Origin of the sequence: Chryseobacterium sp. IHB B 17019, from assembly GCF_001456155.1 — a bacterium.
Lineage (GTDB): Bacteria > Bacteroidota > Bacteroidia > Flavobacteriales > Weeksellaceae > Chryseobacterium.
This window is the reverse complement of record NZ_CP013293.1, coordinates 192,603-211,970: the sequence shown is the minus strand read 5'-3', so window position 1 is coordinate 211,970 and position 19,368 is coordinate 192,603. Positions and strand designations below refer to the sequence as shown.

Genomic DNA, 19,368 nt, shown 5'->3' with positions numbered 1-19,368 from the left:
TTGCGCCCTATTTTTAAGAAGTATTACATTTTTCATTTTTTGGCAATATTTTTTTATCAGAGATTAGTTATCTCATCATTTTGTTGTTTTTAATGTTATTGCCTACTCTATTTAAGTTTCCACTTTGTGGGAACTTTTTAAGTATAAGAAACTATTTATTTTAAACTATTTTGAATATTCTTTTGATATTATTATATAAAATTCACTCTTTATTGTTTAATTTTATGTAAAATATAAAACCTAAAAGAAAAAAGAGGTACCACAAAATAAATGACGAGAAGCGAATTATGCCTAAATGATTAATATCCAACTATTTAATATAACCAACAACCATAGTTTGTATTAAGAATAAATCCATAATAGCAATATTAATATATTAAAATCAACTTAATAATATTGATATAATTTAATTTTGTAGGATAAAACATGAATTATGTTCCTAAATTGTTATTTCAAAAAAGCATTTTATGTATTATTTTTATTTTTGATTTTACCTTTATCTGCACAGACTTATACTATAAATGAACTGGACAGTATCACGGAAAAATATCGGACAGAAGGCAATATCCTGAAAAGCATCAGCCTGAATAAGGACGCGATAAAGGGAAATGGTAAAAAAAATAATATTGAAATTTCCATTGCTGCACACATCAATCTGGGCGGCCTGCTTTGGTATCTTCATAAATATAAGGAAAGTCTCAACCATTTGGAAATTGCTGAAGATCAGCTGGAAAAAACAAAAAATCCGTTCCTGATAGCCAAACTTTATGGTGAATACGGCAGAAATTATGCGTCTCTGGGACTGATCAATCAATCAACAGAGAACCTTAATAAATCAATTTTCTATTCTCAAAAAATCAAAAATAAAAGCCAAAGAGAAAAGCTTCTTTACTATCATTACACCTGGAAACTTCAAAATTTTGAGGAACTGCATGTGGTAGATTCCGTGAATGCGGTGTTTAAAAAACGGCTCGAACTTACTGCGCAACCTTTGACCTACGTTCATATTGCAGAAAAATTTCTGAAAAATAAGGAATTGGATTCTGCGGAAAATTATTTAAACAAAGCCATAAAAATCTCCGGAGATTACAGCCCTTATCAGAAATCCATGACATTGTTAGCTTTCGGAAAACTGTATTTAGAAAAAAAAGAATACGAAAAAGCACTGGAATATTACTTTCAATCCCTCGCTCTTTCGCAGCAGCTTTCCAGAAAAAATGATATCACAAATACTTATAAAGCTATTTCTGACACCTACAAACTGATGAATGATGATGTTAAGAAAAATGAGTTCCTGGAAAAATATTCAGATTCTAAAGACAGTATCGATGAATCTGAAAGAGAAGCACTTAGGATTCCCGTAGATAAAATCATAAGCAAGGAAACAAAAAAGGAAAAGAAAGAAAGAACCCAGGCATACGTTATTATTGGAATTATTCTTTTAGTTTCGGCTGCCATATTGGTAGTTCTAACAAGAAAATATATTAAAAAACAAAAGGAAACCGAAGAAATCATCATCGAAACCCTTCACGAAACAGATGAGCTTAAAAGTAAACTTAATGTAGCTTTTGACGAATTATCTAAGCTCGCCAGTACAAATGATCCCTTTTTTCTTACCCGTTTTAAAGAAGTTTATCCTGAGTTTTACGAAAAACTTACCAGCACCTATCCACATCTTACCGCTAATGATATTAGGTTTTCAGCTTTTCTTCGATTAAATCTTTCAACAAAAACCATTGCTCAATATAAAAATATTTCTATCCGTACCATAGAATCCAGAAAGTACAGATTAAGAAAAAAATTAGAGCTTCCTTCGGATGTTGACCTTAACAAATGGATGATGGAACTTTAATTTTTCACCTTAAAAAATAGATTATTATATCCTTTAAATTTTTTTTAAAGGATTTTTTTATGATAAGTCTAAAAATTTACTTTTTTGATACACTTCAATTTTACTGCAAAACAAATCATAAATACCTAAAATTCAATACATTAAAAACTCGAAGTAGTATTGCAGTAATGAATTTATCTAAAATTCATTATACATTTGCCTCAACATTCTCAAGTTAGTATTTAAAACACAAATTTGTTCCCTAGTAAGGATTTTTTTTTAAATAGTGGGTTTAAAGGCAGTTGGCAAAAATGCCCACTATTTTTTTAACAAGAGAATAATGAAAATCAATTTAAAATAAAAGATAGCTTTTTAATTATTAATAATTTACAAAATTAATTAGAGTGAAGTGGAAGTAGGAAAGCAGGTATTTTAATACAAAAACTCATCCCGTTTTATATTAAGTATTTGCTTCCTCTTTTTTTAAATTAAAAATGTTCATAATAAGGTTGAGGTAGTGGGTGACATTCAACAACTTACTCACTACTTCTTTTTATTAAAATAAAGGAATACTTGTCATTTGACAAATATATTTTGATCCGATTATTTTTTAAATTACTTACAACTGTTGTTTATATGTAGTTTGTTATTGTAAGTAATTTCAAAGTAGGCTTGTAAATGCTTTTGGCTAGAGATTCATCCCGCTCTTTCCGGAACTTTTACGGCCTACTTTTCTTTAAACCTATCCAGAGAAACCTCCTCATGCAAAGGAATATTTTCTTCAATAAAATCGTAAAGGCTTTTGGAAAAATAGCAGCCATTCAGGATTCCTCGCGCACCAAGTCCATTGAAAACATACAAATTTTCATGTTCCGGATGTCTCCCAATGATCGGTCTTCTGTCTTTCACTGTTGGTCTGAAGCCAAAGTTCACCTCATTGACCTCAAAATCATAAGGATAAAATTCTGATAATCCTTTTACCAGTTGTTCCACAGCAGAATCATCAATATGGCTATGCAGTTGTTCCCGGTCGTAAGTTCCGCCGTAGAAATATAACCCTCCATTTGTCGGAAACAAAAAGTGCTTCTTTTTAATCGTAATATTTTCAGAAAGAGGCTCAGAAAGTTTTACTTTAATGTGATGGCCTTTATTCGGGATTACAGGAATATCTGAAAAATAGGGATTGTTTTTTACTCCCATACCTTCACAGAATAGTATATTTTTAAATTTAAAATTCTTATAAGTAGAATTTGTAGTATTAATTTTAGAATAATCGAATTTATCCTTAATTAATTGCTTCTTACTTTCTAAAAAAGCGAATAAACCCATGAAAAATCCACTTACATTAAGTCTGGCAGATTGATTGACCTTTCCTGAATCAAAATCGTTTTTTACAGTGTTTAAATGAGTGAATTTTTTATCTAAAAAATTAATTAGCTCATCATTTTGAGATTTTTTCAGCCAAAGTTTCTGTTCATTTTCATCATGGAAAATTCTGTGAATCGGTTCTTCTATGAAATAATTTTCACCGGTGTAGGCTTCAATTTCTTTTAAAGAAGATATAAGAAAGTCGATCTGCTCCTGGGCCTTCCAAAAAGTTGTAAACTTTTTAAGGACAACAGGATTAATGATTCCCGCAGAAACTTGTGACGCACTCTTCTTTCCTTCCGAATAAACAACGAAAGACTTGTTATTTTTTATAAGCTGGTGCGCGAAAAACAAACCTGCATACCCGTCACCAACAATGATATAATCTACATTTTCCATAATAAAAAAACCTGAGTAAAAATACTCAGGTTTTGTATAACTATCAAGTGAAATTTAGTAATTCCACATATCATTTTCCATTGCAAGGATTTGTGACTTGATTCTGTCACTCTCCTCAAGCTGCTCATCAGCATCTCTAGGGATGTAATCTTTGATAACTCCATCACCTAAACCTGTTGAAGATTTGAAAATTACTGAAGAGAATCTTCTAGCGTTGATCAAATCATCGAAAGATAAATCTGCAGACGTATTCTTTCTATTGAAAACGTAGTTATTAGCTAAAATATCTCTCGCGTTCGGATAATATACCCAGAAAAGATCGATCAAATCATTAGCTCCTTCAAGAGGCTGCCCATCAGGACCTACTCTACCGATCATCTGTGGATCAGGACCCATTGCAGCAATACCAAGAGGTCTGTACTTCAATGCTCCGTCTCTTTTGTCGATGAACCACATACCGAATACTTTAAGAACTCTTACTTTATCAGTAGTCGTTTCATAAATATCAGTAAGCTCTTTTTTCTCCTGCTCAGTCAACGGACGTCCACTGTTAAGGATATTTACCGCTTCATCATCAACACGTACACTCACCAATCTGTCTTTGATCTGTTGAGGAGTAAGTCTTGTAACAAAGTTTTCATCGTCATAAACTTCTTTGATGTCGCCGCTTAGAGCTCCATCAAGTAAAAGCTTGTAAAGAGATTTTGTCTCTGTAGATAATAGTCCATCTGGATTGTTATAATAGAAAGGTTGATTGATCTTATCATTCATATCAATAACTTCCCAAACAAACATGCTTTTCAGGATATCCTTGTCATCAACAAATCCGTATTCCAAAGGTTTTACTTTTTTGTCAATAACAGTATCTCCTACTTTCATTTTGTTCTCAGCTCTCATTTTTCTGAATTCTTCCGGAGAAGAAGCATTCAGAATAGTCTGGGAAAACATGAATCCCGAAACTAATACTAAAAAACTGCTAATATATTTTTTCATAATATTCTAATTAGTTTTATTGGATATTAATTAATACAGGTGAGATATTTCCAATTCTTTGATCTCCTAAACCAGTAGCCGTTGCTTTAATTTCAAATATGTAAACACCGTCTCCAGGTCTTAAGTTTTTGAACAATCCTGCTGCATTATTTAACGAATTACCTTGAATCTGCATTGAAGCTCTACCAGGTACTCTTACCATGAACGATGTCACGTTAAATGATACCGGGAAGTCAAAGTCTGGAATAACAGCTTGTAACTGTTGATTCTCAACTGATGTAGCTGGCATTGTCAAGCTATTCTTACCTCTGATCTGACCTTGTGGCGGAGGTACATTTTTAATTCTGTACTCAAATACCTGAGATAATGCCTTACCATAAGGATCTGTTCCTGATAAAGTAATTTTCAGAATATTTCCTGCACCTGGTTTTACATCCCATTTACCTGGACCTGTACTCTTCACAACCGCTCCTGGAGCAGATAATGAAAGTTTAGAGTTATCAGCACCTAAGATAGAACCTGTAACCGGGTTATCAAGACCTCTGTACATTACATTCATCTTATCAGCAGAAAGTAATAATCCTTTTTGAAGTTTTACTTCCTGAGGACCAGCAATTACGTTATAGGTATGCGTGAATGGGAAGCTTTGCGCTTTACCAGAAGCATCTGTTAATGTAATATTTCCACTTAAAGTGTGAGCTCCGATTGCACCTGTATTAAGGGAAGCATATCCTTTTCCGTTTTCCTGTCTGCTAACACCAGAGATGTTAATCTTGTTACTTGTAGAATAGTTTCCTAACATAATAACAGCTTCAGCAGGCTTACCGGCAACTACATCTACCGGAGCAGAAACGATTGCCTCATAGCTTGAGAACTTGATACTTGCATCAACTTTTTCCTGTAACATCAATGCCAAAGCATCAGATTGTACATTTCTCGCATCATTCTGGATAATCTCTAAATTTGAGATTGCAGCAATTAATGGCTGGTGATAGAACTTGTTTTGGAACCAAGTTTTCTCATTCGGAGATTTTCCTTTTGGATATTCAGCAATTAAAGATTTATTAGCTCTTTCTACTAAGTCTTTTAATTGAGGATTATTACCAAAAGTTGTGTTAATATAATTTCTTACATCATCAATTCTCGCTTTCAGATCTGTAGCTCCTTTTGAAGGTGTATTTTCGTCTCCTTCTCTAAAGAAATATTCTGTAGTAGCTTCATTATTATTCAATGCTGCGAAATTTTCACTTACATCGATATCTTTTCCTGTTTTAGGATCTTTATCATGAAACTCTGATTTTTTCTTTAGCAAAACTTTAATTTTCTCCGCATCGCTTACCAGCAAATTGATCTTATCTCTTAAAGTTTTATATTGCTCCCAAGGCTGCGCATAAGTATCTGGTACCTGCTGAGCTTTTGCTTCAAGAGTCTTTTCGAAAATCTTTTCGTTTTTCTTCTCAGTTAAAGATCTAGTTTCGTTAAGAGCCTTTGTAGAGTCATAATATGATCTGATGATTTCTGCATCAATATTTAGGGCCATCATAGCGATGAACACCAAATACATCAGGTTGATCATTTTCTGACGAGGTGTCTGTTTTCCTTGTGCCATTCTCTTTTTCTTGTTTTTTGATTAAGTAGTTAAATTTAGAAATGGTTTGGAAATTAAGACTTCATGGCAGTTAACATACCACCGTAAACTCTGTTTAAATTGTTTAAGTTTGAAGTTAAACCTTGTAGTTCCTGATTGAATTTTTCTGATTGCTCAGCAGATTTTTGCATATCTGCTACATATTTATTAGCAAATTCTGATTGTCTCTTACCGCTTTCCAACTGCATTGCATATAAAGCATTCATGCTTTCCATGTGTTGAGCAGCTTTATTCAATTGCTCGTTATATTTATGAGTAGAAGCTGAAACGTCAACAGTTTGGTTGATCTGATCAACTGAACTAGAGAATTTGTCGATACCAGTTCTTAATCTTTCGAATAATTGAACGTCTAATTTTGCATCCTGAAGCATTTTGTCCAATTTAGTTGAAAGAGAGTTTTCTAATTCAGCAAATTGAGCGGCATTGCTTTTAGCCACATTTGAATGTAGAGGATTTGGGTTTGCATGTTTATCTAATAATTCAGGATATACATTTTCCCAAGCATAAGACTCTTCAGATTTTGGTGGGTCGAAAGCGAAGATGATGAAGATGATCGCTTCTGTGATAAGTCCCACTGTAAGAGCCATGTTACCATTAATAGGTCCCAGAGTAATGTGAGTAATTTTAAGCCAAGCTCCAAGAATTACAATTGCAGCACCGAATGAATAAAAGAAATTCATCCAAGCATCTTTAGTCTTAAACATATAAGTCAGTTTTTTAATGTTAAATAAAATTGTTATTGAAAAATAATGGTTTATAGAATTATCTGTTAACTCTTCTTGGTTTAACAGCAGCTTCAGGGATATCCTGTACAGTTCTAAATCCGATATAGCTTCTCGCTGAATCTTTTCTTTCCCAATCTCTTGCACCAGTCATTAGCATATATCCAACATCTTTCCAAGAACCACCTCTTACAGATTTTCTTGAATCCGTTTTATCTTTAATAGTAGGATTTAGTGTAGATGCAAATCCGTAAGTAGAATTGTTATATCCAGATTCTGTCCATTCAGAAACGTTTCCAGCCATGTCAAATAACCCAAACCCATTTTTCTTAAATTTCTTTACTGGAGCTGTATATGTATAAGTACCTTTCTTATCGTCTTCCATATAGTTACCTCTCTTAGGTTTGAAGTTTGCCAGGTAGCAACCTCTGTCATCCATTAAATAAGGACCTCCCCAAGGATAAGTAGCATTTTCCATTCCACCTCTTGCAGCATATTCCCATTCGATTTCCGTAGGAAGTCTGAAGATCAATGGTCTTTGTTTTCTTCTTTTTAAGCTTTCATTGTAATCAGATTTTAATTTAGATCTGAAGTTACAGTAAGCTCTTGCCTGATCCCAAGTCACCCCAACTACAGGATATTCCTTGTAAGCTTTGTGCCAGAAATACTGTTCAAACAAAGGCTCGTTGTATGCAAAGTGGAAATCTTTTACCCAAACAGTTGTATCAGGATAGATTGCGATGCTTTCACTTCTAAGGTAGTTTACTCCTCTTTCTTTATCAGCTAAAGCAGCATCCATATCTCCCCATCTGTAAGTATATTTCAGTTTACTAACGTCAAGAATTCTTTCATTAGCAATTCTGGAAGAAGCCGGTAAATACATTGATTCTAAAACTTCGGCGTATTCTACATCCGGATATTTAGTTGTATTCCAATGCAATGGAACTTTCCAGTCTAATTTTTTAGTTGGATCAAAGCTGTCATCTTCTCTTCCTCCCTGTCCTTCCAAATATTCCTGATAAGGTGTTAAATTTTCTTCTTTTTGAGCAAGGTAAGCATAATCTCCGATAGCTGTTCCTTTTCCTTTACCTTCACCACCTTCTCCAGCAGCTTCAGCAAGTAAAGTTCTAGCGATAGAATCTCTTACATAATTAATGAATACTCTGTATTCTGCATTAGTAGTTTCTGCTTCATCCATGAAGAAAGCAGAAACAGTAACAGTTTTCAAACCTGCTTTTTCAGGGCTGTTTGTAGGATCCTGATCAGCCAGACCAGCAACAAACGATCCTGCAGGAATGGCAACCATTCCGTATGGTCTTTCCGCTACAAATGATTTTGTTTTTTCTCTTGGTATCAACTCTCCTTTTGTTCCTGGTTTCCCCACAGAAGAAGTACCACCACCTGAACAAGATACCGACGCTACTGACGCAGACAATAATAAAAGAAATATCCTTTTCATGTTAATTTTTATAATTAAGCCGTAAATATATAATTTTTTTAAGAAACTTTTAAGATTTTTTTTGAAATAACGGAAGAAATCTAAATTTATTTTATTTACAACAAATTTTTATTCCACAGTTACGGATTTCGCAAGGTTTCTCGGCTGATCAACATTAGCTCCTCTATACACAGCAATATAGTACGCTAAAAGCTGTAAAGGCACTGATGCAACGATCGGCGAGAAACATTCCGCCGTCTCAGGAATTTCGATCACATAATCTGCCATCGCGCTTACCTGAGTGTCTCCTTTATTTACAACAGCAATAATTTTCCCCTTTCTCGCTTTAATTTCCTGAACGTTGCTTACAATCTTATCATAATGCCCTTTTTTAGGAGCAATAATCACGATCGGCATATTTTCATCAATTAATGCAATCGGGCCGTGCTTCATTTCTGCAGCAGGGTATCCTTCGGCATGAATATAAGAGATTTCTTTCAATTTCAACGCACCTTCCAATGCGGCAGGATAGTTATACCCTCTTCCTAAATATAGGAAATTTGTAGCACCTACGAAATCTTTTGCAATATTTTGCACTAAATCGTGTGTAGAGCTTAACACATCTTCAATTCTTTTAGGAATAGCATCCAATTCAGCAATAAGACGCATGAAATCTGCATTTCCTAAGTTACCGTTATGTTTACCTAATTTAAAGGCAATTAAAGTAAGAATAGTAAGCTGTGCAGTGAAAGCTTTTGTAGAAGCCACCCCGATTTCCGGACCTGCATGGGTATATGAACCTGCATCCGTAATTCTCGCAATAGAAGAATCTACTACATTACAAATACCATATATAAATGCTCCTTTTTCTTTAGCTAATTTTAACGCAGCCATTGTATCAGCCGTTTCTCCGGACTGGGAAATTGCGATAACTACATCTTTGTCTGTGATAATCGGGTTTCTGTATCGGAATTCTGATGCATATTCTACTTCAACCGGAATTCTTGCATATTCTTCAATAAGATATTCACCGATTAATCCTGCATGCCACGAAGTTCCACAAGCAATGATGATGATTCTGTTCGCATTCTTAAATTTCTCAATATGATCCCAGATTCCTGCCATTTTTATAACTCCTTCCTCAACAAGAAGCCTACCTCTCATAGTGTCATGAACAGATTTTGGCTGTTCAAAAATTTCTTTAAGCATAAAATGCTCGTAACCACCTTTCTCGATCTGCTCCAGACTCAGCTTTAGTTCCTGAATTTCAGGCTCGATTTTAGAGTTATCATTAATTGTTCTGATGTCAACTCCACCTTCCAGTGAAATGGTAGCCATGTGTCCTTCTTCAAGATAAATAGCTTCTTTTGTAAACTCTACAAAAGGAGAAGCATCAGATGCAATGAAGTATTCTTTATCACCAATCCCGATTGCCAAAGGAGAACCTAATCTTCCTACCACCAATACCCCCGGATAATCTTCGTGCATCACCGTAATGGCGTAAGCACCGTACACTTCGTTAAGAGCATATCTTACAGCAGTCGGGAAATCCGTCTCTGCATTAGCATCCATAAAATACTGGACAAGATTTACCAGTACTTCCGTATCAGTTTCGGATTTGAAAGTAAATCCTTTTTCAGTAAGCATTGTTTTAATGGTATCATAATTTTCGATAATACCGTTGTGAACAAGTGCTATTTTATCATTATTTGATAAATGCGGGTGAGAATTTCTGTCGCTCGGAACCCCATGAGTTGCCCAACGAGTGTGTCCCATCCCGATTTTAGCTGTTCCTTTTAACTGATTTGAGATGTTAACAAGATCATCAACTTTCCCTTTTGTTTTTTCAACCTCAAATTTATTGTTAATACTTTCCAGAACAATTCCGGCACTGTCGTACCCTCTGTATTCCAGTCTTCTAAGACCATTAATTACTATATTGTAGGCGTCTTGAAAACCTGTATATCCAACAATTCCGCACATATTATATTAAGATTAAGTGTTTGTTTAGTTTAAATTTTATTTTGTACCGTAAATAACTTTAAGCTGTACTCTGTTTGCATTACCTGCCTGAGACCCTACAAATACTGCTCTGCTTGTATTGTATGCTCTGGAAGTAAATCTGGCTCCTGCTAATGTACCGTCAGTATTGCTTTGGAAGGATCCCATATCAATTCTGAAATATTTGGCTGCGTTGCTTTCCTCTCCTTCAACAATATTTTTAACAGACTTGGTAACAATAAATTCATAATATGTTGGATTTTTATCCAAATCATAAATTTTATAAATACTGCTAAATCCTGGAGATCCAATCAAATTTAAAACATCTGCCGTAAAGCCTGTTGTAGTTTTATTATCTTTTTTGTCTTTCTGTAAGAAAGTAAATGCTGTTGGTTTAGCATAATTATTATTCCAATCTACAGGATCAGTGTAAATTCTGATTTTAGCACCAATGATTGCTGCTTTTTTATCTTGATATAATTGCTTAAGCTCATTAATTGTTGCATCAGGAATCTTAACTCCTATTGAAGGGCCTCCCATTCCCTGTAAAAAGAGCTTTGGAGCGCCATTGTTTTGATCACCAATCGTAGCAGATGACCATGCAGAACCTGTTCTGTTATACTCATATTGTCCAATATGTGTATTTGCAGAACCTAATGCAAATGTATAAGTTGCTTGAGGTCTTGTTGCTGGTGTAACATCTGTTTTATCATATTTATAATACATGATAAGCTCCATATCGTTTGGAGAAAACTGGAATAAATAACCATCCGTTTCCTCGACAGAAATTCTAAGTCCTCTAATATGTCTGATAAAGTTAGAAGCATCCTGAAGCTCAGGCTGATCTTTCTTTGCTATAATTTTATTCTGGAAGAAAGTTTTATCCAATGGAATTCTGATTCCCGGGCTTGAAGCCGTAAATAAGGCAGAACCGTCAGAATCCTTTGTAATTGTTACTGAACTTACCTTTCCCTTAAATTCTTTCGAACCCAAAACAGTAGGATCAAATGCAAAAGCCTGGTTGGATTTTACAGTATCGGAAGAACTTTTTAAGAATTCAGTTACTTCATTTACTTTAATATTAAGTGTTTTTTTTGCTTTACCATATTTTACAACAGGATATGTGTTTACGACTTTTTTAGCATCCACATTTCCATCAACACCGGCGAAAACAAAACTTTCATCTGTAGTTGTAGTTACAGAATCACTGGCATAGGTAGGTTTCATTACCAAAACCACAGAATCTACTACTGCATTGGCCCCAAAATCAGGATCATAAGTAGATAATCTCAACTGAGTAAGATAAGAAGCTTTTTGTCTTCCGAACTGAGGTTCATCAAAGGCTCCAAGAACGGCAGAGCTAAGTTTGGAAGCTTCAGTTCTGATACTGTCATTATTATCAATATTAAAAGCAACAACCTCGAAAGACTTTTCGTTGCCCTGTGCTGCTCCGTCTAAAAATAATTGTTCACCTAAGCTGTCTGCATCCGGCTCACAATTATAAAGCAATACACTTCCAAAAATCACCATAGACAAAACGGTGATCGCTTTTTTAATAGTATGAGTCATTAAAATGTGTTTTTTAATAAAGTTGATTTATAGAATCTACGGTAAGATAGTCTGATGTAGGAGTTGCTGTTTCGTTGAAGGCCTTGTCCAGGTCTTCATCCAGAAATTCGTCTCCTTTCACCACCATATCTACATAGTTCATACTTTCGATTACAAAAGTTTTTACACTTGGATTATCTAACGCTTTTAAACCTGAAATATTATCAAACTTAAGTTTTTCATCAATATTCTGATCCAGCGCCGCATCCTTTTCATTATATAAGGAAAGGACAATTTTCGCGTCTTTAAAGTAAGTATCAGATTCGTAATACGTTTTCAGATAGATTGGGACAAACGAAGCCATCCATCCGTTCAGATGAATCACATCAGGCACCCAATTCAGCTTCTTGATCGTTTCAATCACGCCTCTTGCAAAAAAGATCGCTCTTTCATCATTATCGTCGAAAGCCTTGCCTTCATCATCGAAATAATATTGTTTTCTTTTGAAGTATTCGTCATTATCAATAAAGTAAACCTGAAGTCTTTCCCCCGGAAGAGACGCTACTTTAATAATAAGAGGCTGATCCAGGTCATTAATAATAATATTCATCCCTGAAAGGCGGATCACCTCATGAAGCTGGAATTTTCTTTCACTTATTTGTCCAAATCTTGGCATAAAAACTCTTACATCATTGCCTTCATTGTGCATCTTAAGTGCCATTTTGTTTACCACTGCAGCCATATTCGTATCTTCCTGATATGGATACATTTCTGTAGTAATGTACAGTATTTTTTGATTCGGCATAAACTTCTATCTAATTTTTTTTAAAAATGCTTTAATGCGCAAAATTACGAAAAAACATCCAACATTAATTTAATTAACATTTTTTTACGATAATTACCACCCTCAAATTATTAAAAGACCCTCAATTTGTACAATAATTATATGATATTTTTAGTATTTTTGAATTACTATTAAAATAAACTATGGAAGTTCTAAAAAGTAAAAAAGTTCTTCAGGATTTCATTGAAAGACAGAAAGAAATGGGTAAAAAGATAGGTTTTGCACCTACCATGGGAGCCCTTCACAACGGTCATTTGTCACTGTATGAAAAGGCAAGGGAGGAGAATGATCTGGTCGTATCATCAATTTTTGTTAACCCTACCCAATTCAACAATCCGGAAGATCTTGAAAAATATCCGCGGGACATCAACAGAGATATTCTTATCCTTGAAAATTCAGGCTTGGTAGATGCTGTTTATATTCCTGAAGTGATGGATATTTATCCGGAAAAAACTGAAAGTCAACATTATGACTTCGATGGTTTGGAAAATGAAATGGAAGGAAAGTCAAGACCGGGACATTTTGACGGTGTCGGAACAGTGGTTGAGGAACTTTTTAATCAGGTAAAACCTGACAATGCTTATTTTGGAGAAAAAGATTTTCAGCAATTGGCCATTATCAAAAAAATGGTTGACAAAAAAAAACTTCCTGTTAAAATAAAAGGAGTTGCTATTTACCGGGCTGAAAACGGGTTGGCTTTAAGCTCAAGAAATCAAAGATTACAGGAAAACCGTAGAGAAGCCTCCAAAATCATTTATGAAACCTTAAAAAAAGTAAATGACTGGTTCAGGGTTGTAACAATTCCCGAAATCAAAGAAAGAGTACAGGATATTTTTGATAATCAACAAGGGATGCAGCTGGAATATTTTTTAATTGCAGATGAAGATACTTTAAAAGAAACCGATTTTTTTTACAAAGACAGAAATTTCAGGGCGTTTATTGTGGTGGTAGTTGATGGGGTGAGATTGATTGATAATATGCATTTGGATTGAGGTTGGATTAAGATTGAAAACTTATATAATACGTTGCTTTTTGAAGTGACGTTTTTTATTTAAATTAATCTGATTAATATACTACTTTGAGATCCTTCGACTGCGCTCAGGATGACATCGCTAATACTATCCGTAATTAATAAGCGTGTAATTCTGAGCGCAGTCGAAGGGGGCTTTTGCAATAAAATTAGATTTAAAATAAAGGAGGAGTTTTGGTTGAGAACAACATATATAAAAAATCAAAGGCCTCCTGAAGGAAGCCTTTGAAACACCAAATCACAAAATATTAATATGAAAAAAATTTACTTTTCAGTAAACTTGTGACCCGGCTGGGATTCGAACCCAGGACCCATACATTAAAAGTGTATTGCTCTACCAGCTGAGCTACCGAGTCGGCCACAATTAACAACGATAAATGTAAAATTATATTTTAAATTTCCGAAGTAATTATTTTAAATTTTCTGCAGTGTGCCTGCGACTGGACTCGAACCAGCACATCCTTAGGAAACCACCCCCTCAAGATGGCGTGTCTACCAATTTCACCACGCAGGCAAATAAAATCACAAATTTTCGTAATTTTTTTGCTCGTGACCCGGCTGGGATTCGAACCCAGGACCCATACATTAAAAGTGTATTGCTCTACCAGCTGAGCTACCGAGTCGGCCACTTTATTATCAAGTTTTCATTTAAGTAATGTCCCTTGTTTTAAGTGGTGCAAAGATATAGCTTTTTTTTATTTCTCAAAACTTTTTCGCAAATTTGTTTAAAAAAAATTCATGATAATTTCACTGGTAGGATACATGGGAAGTGGCAAATCTCACATTTCCAAAATATTAAGCGAAAAACTAAATTTTAGATTAATTGACCTTGATAAAGAGATTTCCCGAAGAAATAAATTAACCATTCCCGAAATCTTCGAGAAAAAGGGTGAAATATACTTTAGAAAGCTGGAAAGAGAGGCACTGGAAGAAATCCTTGCTTCCGAGGAAAATGTGGTTCTGAGCCTGGGTGGAGGAACTCCCGTTTACTATAATAATATGGAAATTATCAACCACAATTCGAAGAGCGTTTTTTTGAAGGCTTCCGTGGGTACTTTGTCTGAAAGACTTTCAAAACAGAAGGAAAAAAGACCGCTTATTGCAAATATTTCCGAAGAAAACCTGCCGGAATTCATAGCCAAACATCTTTTTGAAAGAAATCAGTTTTATAATAAAGCACAGTTTAGTGTAAATACAGATACCCGGGAGCCTGAAGATATTGTCACCGAAATAATAGAAAAGCTCTATCTCTAGAGCTTTTTTTAATCTTCTTTTTCTTTCGGATCATCTCCCGTTTCCCCAAAGAAATCATCCCAATCTGTAAAATCTCCGGCAACGTCATTTCCTACATAATCATCCATATCCCGTCTGTCTTTCTTGGTAGGCCTTCCTTCCCCTTTGATTCTATAATAATCCTGAGACATCTTACGCATTTTCAGCAATTCATACTGTTCTTTGTCGGTAACATCTTTTATATGGAGGGGGACCAGCTTTGCCCCGATCCTGCTTTTAGGAATCTGAATTACTTTAATTTTATAATCAATTTGATTTTTACGGATTTTAATAACATCTCCTTCTTTTACCTCTTTTGATGATTTTACGGTAGACTCTCCTATAGATACTCTGTTTTTCTTAATCTCCTCAGTAGCAATGCTTCTGGTCTTATAAAAACGAATACTCCATAAAAATTTATCTATTCTCATAATTTTTTATACTTTTGTCGTTATATTATTTGTAAAGTAATTAAAGTTTTTTGAAAAATGAAAAAAATATTTTTATATATCCTTGCTGGATCTCTTTGTTTCACGGCATGTAAAAAGGATGGTGATGATGTGGCAACTTTTACAGAGCCTGAAGATATCGCAACAAGAAATTCATATGACGAGCAGGCGATTCAGAAATTCATGGATGAGAATTACCTGGATGTACAAGGAAATATAAAAGCATTTAGCACAACAGATACAGCTGATGACAATTATAAAAAGTTATCCCAGATGAATCCGGTTAAGCTTCCATCGGGAGTTATATATATTGTAAGAGACGGCGCTCAGCCAAATCCTGGAAAACCTATCACCAATGATGGTAAAACCCAGATCAGAACAATGATCAGAGCCAATTATTATCTTGCAACAGATACTGATGGAAATGTGGCTTTTAATCCTGCATATTCGGCGACTCTGTTGAATACAGTTAACGGGTCCGGATCTCCTATCACCGATCCTCTTTTTTATTATGTTAGAAAATCAGTTTTGGCTGCTGCAACTACAGATGCTGCAAAACAGAGAAGCTATTACGAAATTGAAGGTCTTCAGGAAGGATTACAATATTTTAAAGCACATGATAACAAGCCTGATGGTGATCCTTACAATTTACAGGGCGTGATTATTGTTCCTTCAAAAGCAGCTTTTGCGAGGGATTTGCATTATAATTACAATGGGACGTCACTTCAAAATAGATCTTTCGTATTCAACTTTGAAATATTCAATGCCCAAACAAGGCCTACTCTTGAAGAAAAAAATTAATTTTTTTAAATCATAAAAAAAGCGTTTCAATTATTGGAACGCTTTTTTATTTTTTAATATTTAATAAGATCTTGCTTTCTGCTTTACATTCCCTAATATATCCGGGAAGTAAAGGTCTGCCAGATGATCAAACTCATCTCCTCTCATAAACATGGTGGCATCAACCTCTTCATAAGAACTTTTCCCTGCTGCGGCAATAAGTTCATTACACATGTGAAGCGTATTCTTATGAAAATGATAAACCCTTTCCGCTTTATCGGTAACGTCCAGTCCTTTGATCAACATTTTATCCTGTGTGGCAACTCCGGTCGGACAATTATTAGAATTACATCTTAATGCCTGAATACAGCCCAGAGAAAACATAAACCCTCTCGCATTATTACACATATCCGCTCCCATTGCAACGGCTCTCAAAATATCAAGACTGGTAAGTACTTTTCCGCTGGCGATAACTCTTAATTTATCTCTTAAATTAAAATTTTTAAGCGTCCTGTTCACAAAAATTAAAGCAGGTTCCAAAGGCATTCCCACACCATCGGAAAATTCCGGCGGAGCGGCTCCGGTACCACCTTCTGCACCATCAATAGTGATAAAATCAGGATAAATTTTTAATACATTCATCTGAACGCAGATATCTTCAAACTCTTTGGTATCACCAATACATAATTTAAATCCGACAGGTTTCCCCCCCGAAAGCTCTCTCAACTGCTGTACAAAGTTCAACAGACCGGCTGCATCAGAAAATGATGAATGCGATGGTGGAGATATAATGGTCATTCCCGGGGTGACGTGACGGATCTCCGCAATTTCAGGTGTATTTTTTACTCCCGGCAAAACTCCTCCGTGACCTGGTTTTGCGCCTTGTGAAAGCTTAATTTCAATCATTTTCACATTAGGTATCGTAGCTTTTTTTGTAAATAATTCCGGACTGAATTTTCCTTCATCATCTCTGCAACCGAAATAACCTGTTCCAATTTGCCAACACAAATCCCCTCCTTCCAAATGATAAGGTGAGATTCCGCCCTCTCCTGTATTGTGATAAAAATTACCTTTTTTAGCACCTCGGTTTAATGACATTTGAGCTCTGTCACTTAAGGAACCAAAACTCATTGCCGAAATATTAAATATCGAAGCGTGGTAAGGCTGCGTACATTGCTCTCCGCCTACCCAAACCCTTGGAAGCTCTTCCATAGGAGATTTTGCATAAATGGAATGTTTAATTCCTTCATATTTTCTGTGATTAATCTCCAACTGTGTTCCAAAAGCCACCGTATCATTGATGTTTTTGGCTCGTCTGTACACCGCAGAACGTTCATTTCTCGGAAACGGTTTTCCGTCTGTTTCTCTTTCAATGAAATATTGCTGCATTTCGGGAGAAATACTTTCGAAAAAGTACCTCAGGTAGCCCAATACAGGGAAATTCCTCAAAATAGCATGTTTCGTCTGATAAGCATTGTAAACTCCCAACGCATAAATTGCGGATAACAGAATCGGTATCCAGTAATGTGCTTTTATTAGTAGCGCTATAATCCATGTAGCGACAACTAATACAATCCCCCAAGATAAAAACTTATCTCTCATGAATGTAGTATTTAAGGTTAAATATAAATTTAGTGGAAATTTTGCAAAGAGACTATGCTTTTGCTAAAAAACTTTCGTAAGACGATTGCACAGAAACCGTGCCATCTGACAGGATTTTTTCTAAATTCAAGAATTCGATTTGATTTACTGATGCCTGATCAAAATCTTTCTGTACTCTCACATAATTTTCTGTGAAGCCAAACATTTTTCCGTCTTTATTTTCGTGTTCCCAAAGTACGGGAAGAGTTTTTCCAAGCTGGGTCTGGTAAAATGCCATTTTCTTCTTTTCAGATAAAATTCTAAGCATTTTATTGCGTTTTTTCCTTTCCGGGATAGGAACTATGCCTTCCATTTCGGCAGCTTCGGTATTTTCTCTTTCAGAATATGTGAAAACGTGTAGATAAGTGATGGGAAGCTCATTGAGGAAATTATACGTTTCCATGAACTTTTCTTCAGTTTCGCCCGGGAAACCTACGATCACATCAACACCAATAGCCGCATCAGGCATTACCTCGCGGATTTTGATCACCCTTTCTTTGTAAAGCTTCGTCAGGTAACGACGTTTCATTTTTTTCAATAAATCATCACTTCCCGACTGCAAAGGAATATGAAAATGCGGAACAAAACTTTTACTTTTAGAAACCAGATCGATGCTTTCATCTTTTAAAAGATTCGGTTCGATGGAGGAAATACGGATTCTTTCAATTCCGTTTACCTTATCAAGCTCTGAAATTAAATCCAAGAAAGTATGTTCGTGTCGTTTGTTTCCGAATTCGCCTTTACCGTAATCACCGATATTAACACCCGTAAGAACAATTTCTTTAATATCTCTTTCGGCAATTTCTTTAGCATTTTTAAGAACATTTTCGATGGTGTCGGAACGGGAAATCCCTCTTGCCAAAGGAATCGTACAGTACGTACATTTGTAATCACAGCCATCCTGAACTTTCAGGAAAGCCCTGGTCCTGTCACCAATGGAATAGCTACCGATAAAGAAATCGGTTTCTTCAATTTCGCAGGAGTGAACGATACCTTCATTTTCGGATTTCTCCAAATCATCAAGATAGCTTAAAATATTGAATTTTTCTTTGGCTCCCAACACCAAATCCACGCCTTCAATTTGGGAAATTTCTTCAGGTTTCAACTGCGCGTAACATCCTACAATCACCACCAAACCTTCAGGATTGGCCTTCATGGCTCTTTTCACGTGAAGTTTACACTCACGATCGGCATTTTCCGTTACGGAGCAGGTATTAATGACATAAACATTGGCTTTTTCGTCAAAGCTCACTTTATCATAACCTGCATCTGTTAATTGACGGGCAATAGTAGATGTTTCCGCAAAATTTAATTTGCAGCCAAGGGTGTGAAATGCGGCAGTTCTCTGAAAAGTTGACATTTATGTACTCCTGATTTTTCTGGCTGCAAAGATAGGAATTTTAA

Annotated in this window: 15 protein-coding genes and 3 tRNA genes; 4 read left to right on the top strand and 14 right to left on the bottom strand. The window is 35.3% G+C overall.

Annotated elements, in window-relative coordinates; genetic code table 11:
* Positions 1 to 433 precede the first annotated feature (433 nt).
* Positions 434 to 1,852 (top strand): tetratricopeptide repeat protein, encoded by a 1,419-nt coding sequence (locus tag ATE47_RS00990; protein WP_062160203.1) that lies wholly within the window; start codon positions 434 to 436, stop codon positions 1,850 to 1,852.
* A 705-nt stretch (positions 1,853 to 2,557) separates the two neighbouring features.
* Here the strand turns inward: ATE47_RS00990 and ATE47_RS00985 are convergent.
* From ATE47_RS00985 to ATE47_RS00950, 8 genes are all read right to left on the bottom strand, one after another.
* A complete protein-coding gene (locus ATE47_RS00985) occupies positions 2,558 to 3,598 on the bottom strand; it encodes an NAD(P)/FAD-dependent oxidoreductase (protein ID WP_062160202.1) in 1,041 nt (346 codons plus the stop codon).
* 54 nt (positions 3,599 to 3,652) lie between these two features.
* Positions 3,653 to 4,591: a type IX secretion system ring protein PorN/GldN gene (gldN, locus tag ATE47_RS00980; protein ID WP_062160201.1), complete on the bottom strand. Its 939-nt coding sequence runs from the start codon at positions 4,589 to 4,591 to the stop codon at positions 3,653 to 3,655.
* 16 nt (positions 4,592 to 4,607) lie between these two features.
* Positions 4,608 to 6,200, bottom strand: a complete 1,593-nt coding sequence (locus ATE47_RS00975; protein WP_062160200.1) for a type IX secretion system motor protein PorM/GldM — start codon at positions 6,198 to 6,200, stop codon at positions 4,608 to 4,610.
* A gap of 53 nt (positions 6,201 to 6,253) precedes the next feature.
* Positions 6,254 to 6,943 (bottom strand): type IX secretion system motor protein PorL/GldL, encoded by a 690-nt coding sequence (gene gldL / locus ATE47_RS00970; RefSeq protein ID WP_062160199.1) that lies wholly within the window; start codon positions 6,941 to 6,943, stop codon positions 6,254 to 6,256.
* Between the two features lie 58 nt (positions 6,944 to 7,001).
* Positions 7,002 to 8,420: a type IX secretion system lipoprotein PorK/GldK gene (gene gldK, locus ATE47_RS00965; RefSeq protein ID WP_062160198.1), complete on the bottom strand. Its 1,419-nt coding sequence runs from the start codon at positions 8,418 to 8,420 to the stop codon at positions 7,002 to 7,004.
* Between the two features lie 108 nt (positions 8,421 to 8,528).
* Positions 8,529 to 10,382 carry a glutamine--fructose-6-phosphate transaminase (isomerizing) gene (gene glmS, locus ATE47_RS00960; protein WP_062160197.1) on the bottom strand — a complete coding sequence of 618 codons (1,854 nt, stop codon included), beginning with the start codon at positions 10,380 to 10,382 and terminating at the stop codon, positions 8,529 to 8,531.
* Positions 10,383 to 10,418: 36 nt separating this feature from the next.
* Positions 10,419 to 11,969 (bottom strand): DUF4270 domain-containing protein, encoded by a 1,551-nt coding sequence (locus tag ATE47_RS00955; RefSeq protein ID WP_062160196.1) that lies wholly within the window; start codon positions 11,967 to 11,969, stop codon positions 10,419 to 10,421.
* Positions 11,970 to 11,982: 13 nt separating this feature from the next.
* Positions 11,983 to 12,753, bottom strand: a complete 771-nt coding sequence (locus ATE47_RS00950; RefSeq protein WP_062160195.1) for a glycogen/starch synthase — start codon at positions 12,751 to 12,753, stop codon at positions 11,983 to 11,985.
* Between the two features lie 182 nt (positions 12,754 to 12,935).
* Here ATE47_RS00950 and panC point away from each other — a divergent pair, with 182 nt between their 5' ends.
* A complete protein-coding gene (gene panC / locus ATE47_RS00945) occupies positions 12,936 to 13,784 on the top strand; it encodes a pantoate--beta-alanine ligase (RefSeq protein ID WP_062160194.1) in 849 nt (282 codons plus the stop codon).
* A 321-nt stretch (positions 13,785 to 14,105) separates the two neighbouring features.
* Here the strand turns inward: panC and ATE47_RS00940 are convergent.
* The 3 genes from ATE47_RS00940 to ATE47_RS00930 form a co-directional block, all read right to left on the bottom strand.
* Positions 14,106 to 14,178, bottom strand: a tRNA-Lys gene (locus ATE47_RS00940).
* Between the two features lie 75 nt (positions 14,179 to 14,253).
* Positions 14,254 to 14,336 (bottom strand) — tRNA-Leu (locus ATE47_RS00935).
* Positions 14,337 to 14,372: 36 nt separating this feature from the next.
* A tRNA-Lys gene (locus tag ATE47_RS00930) sits at positions 14,373 to 14,445 on the bottom strand.
* Positions 14,446 to 14,560: 115 nt separating this feature from the next.
* On the opposite strand from ATE47_RS00930, the gene ATE47_RS00925 reads away from it, so the two are divergent.
* Positions 14,561 to 15,076, top strand: a complete 516-nt coding sequence (locus ATE47_RS00925) for a shikimate kinase (protein WP_062160193.1) — start codon at positions 14,561 to 14,563, stop codon at positions 15,074 to 15,076.
* An 8-nt stretch (positions 15,077 to 15,084) separates the two neighbouring features.
* Here ATE47_RS00925 and ATE47_RS00920 read toward each other — a convergent pair whose 3' ends face one another.
* Complete coding sequence (locus ATE47_RS00920) at positions 15,085 to 15,525, bottom strand: RNA-binding S4 domain-containing protein (protein WP_062160192.1); 441 nt, start codon at positions 15,523 to 15,525, stop codon at positions 15,085 to 15,087.
* 57 nt (positions 15,526 to 15,582) lie between these two features.
* Between ATE47_RS00920 and ATE47_RS00915 the strand changes: the two genes are divergently transcribed.
* Entirely contained in the window at positions 15,583 to 16,344 is a 762-nt protein-coding gene (locus tag ATE47_RS00915; protein WP_062160191.1) for a hypothetical protein, read from the top strand.
* A 60-nt stretch (positions 16,345 to 16,404) separates the two neighbouring features.
* Here the strand turns inward: ATE47_RS00915 and ATE47_RS00910 are convergent, their stop codons facing one another.
* Both ATE47_RS00910 and mtaB read right to left on the bottom strand, forming a co-directional pair.
* Entirely contained in the window at positions 16,405 to 17,925 is a 1,521-nt protein-coding gene (locus ATE47_RS00910; protein WP_062160190.1) for an FMN-binding glutamate synthase family protein, read from the bottom strand.
* A gap of 52 nt (positions 17,926 to 17,977) precedes the next feature.
* A complete protein-coding gene (gene mtaB / locus ATE47_RS00905) occupies positions 17,978 to 19,324 on the bottom strand; it encodes a tRNA (N(6)-L-threonylcarbamoyladenosine(37)-C(2))-methylthiotransferase MtaB (RefSeq protein WP_062160189.1) in 1,347 nt (448 codons plus the stop codon).
* Between the last annotated feature and the right edge of the window lie 44 nt (positions 19,325 to 19,368).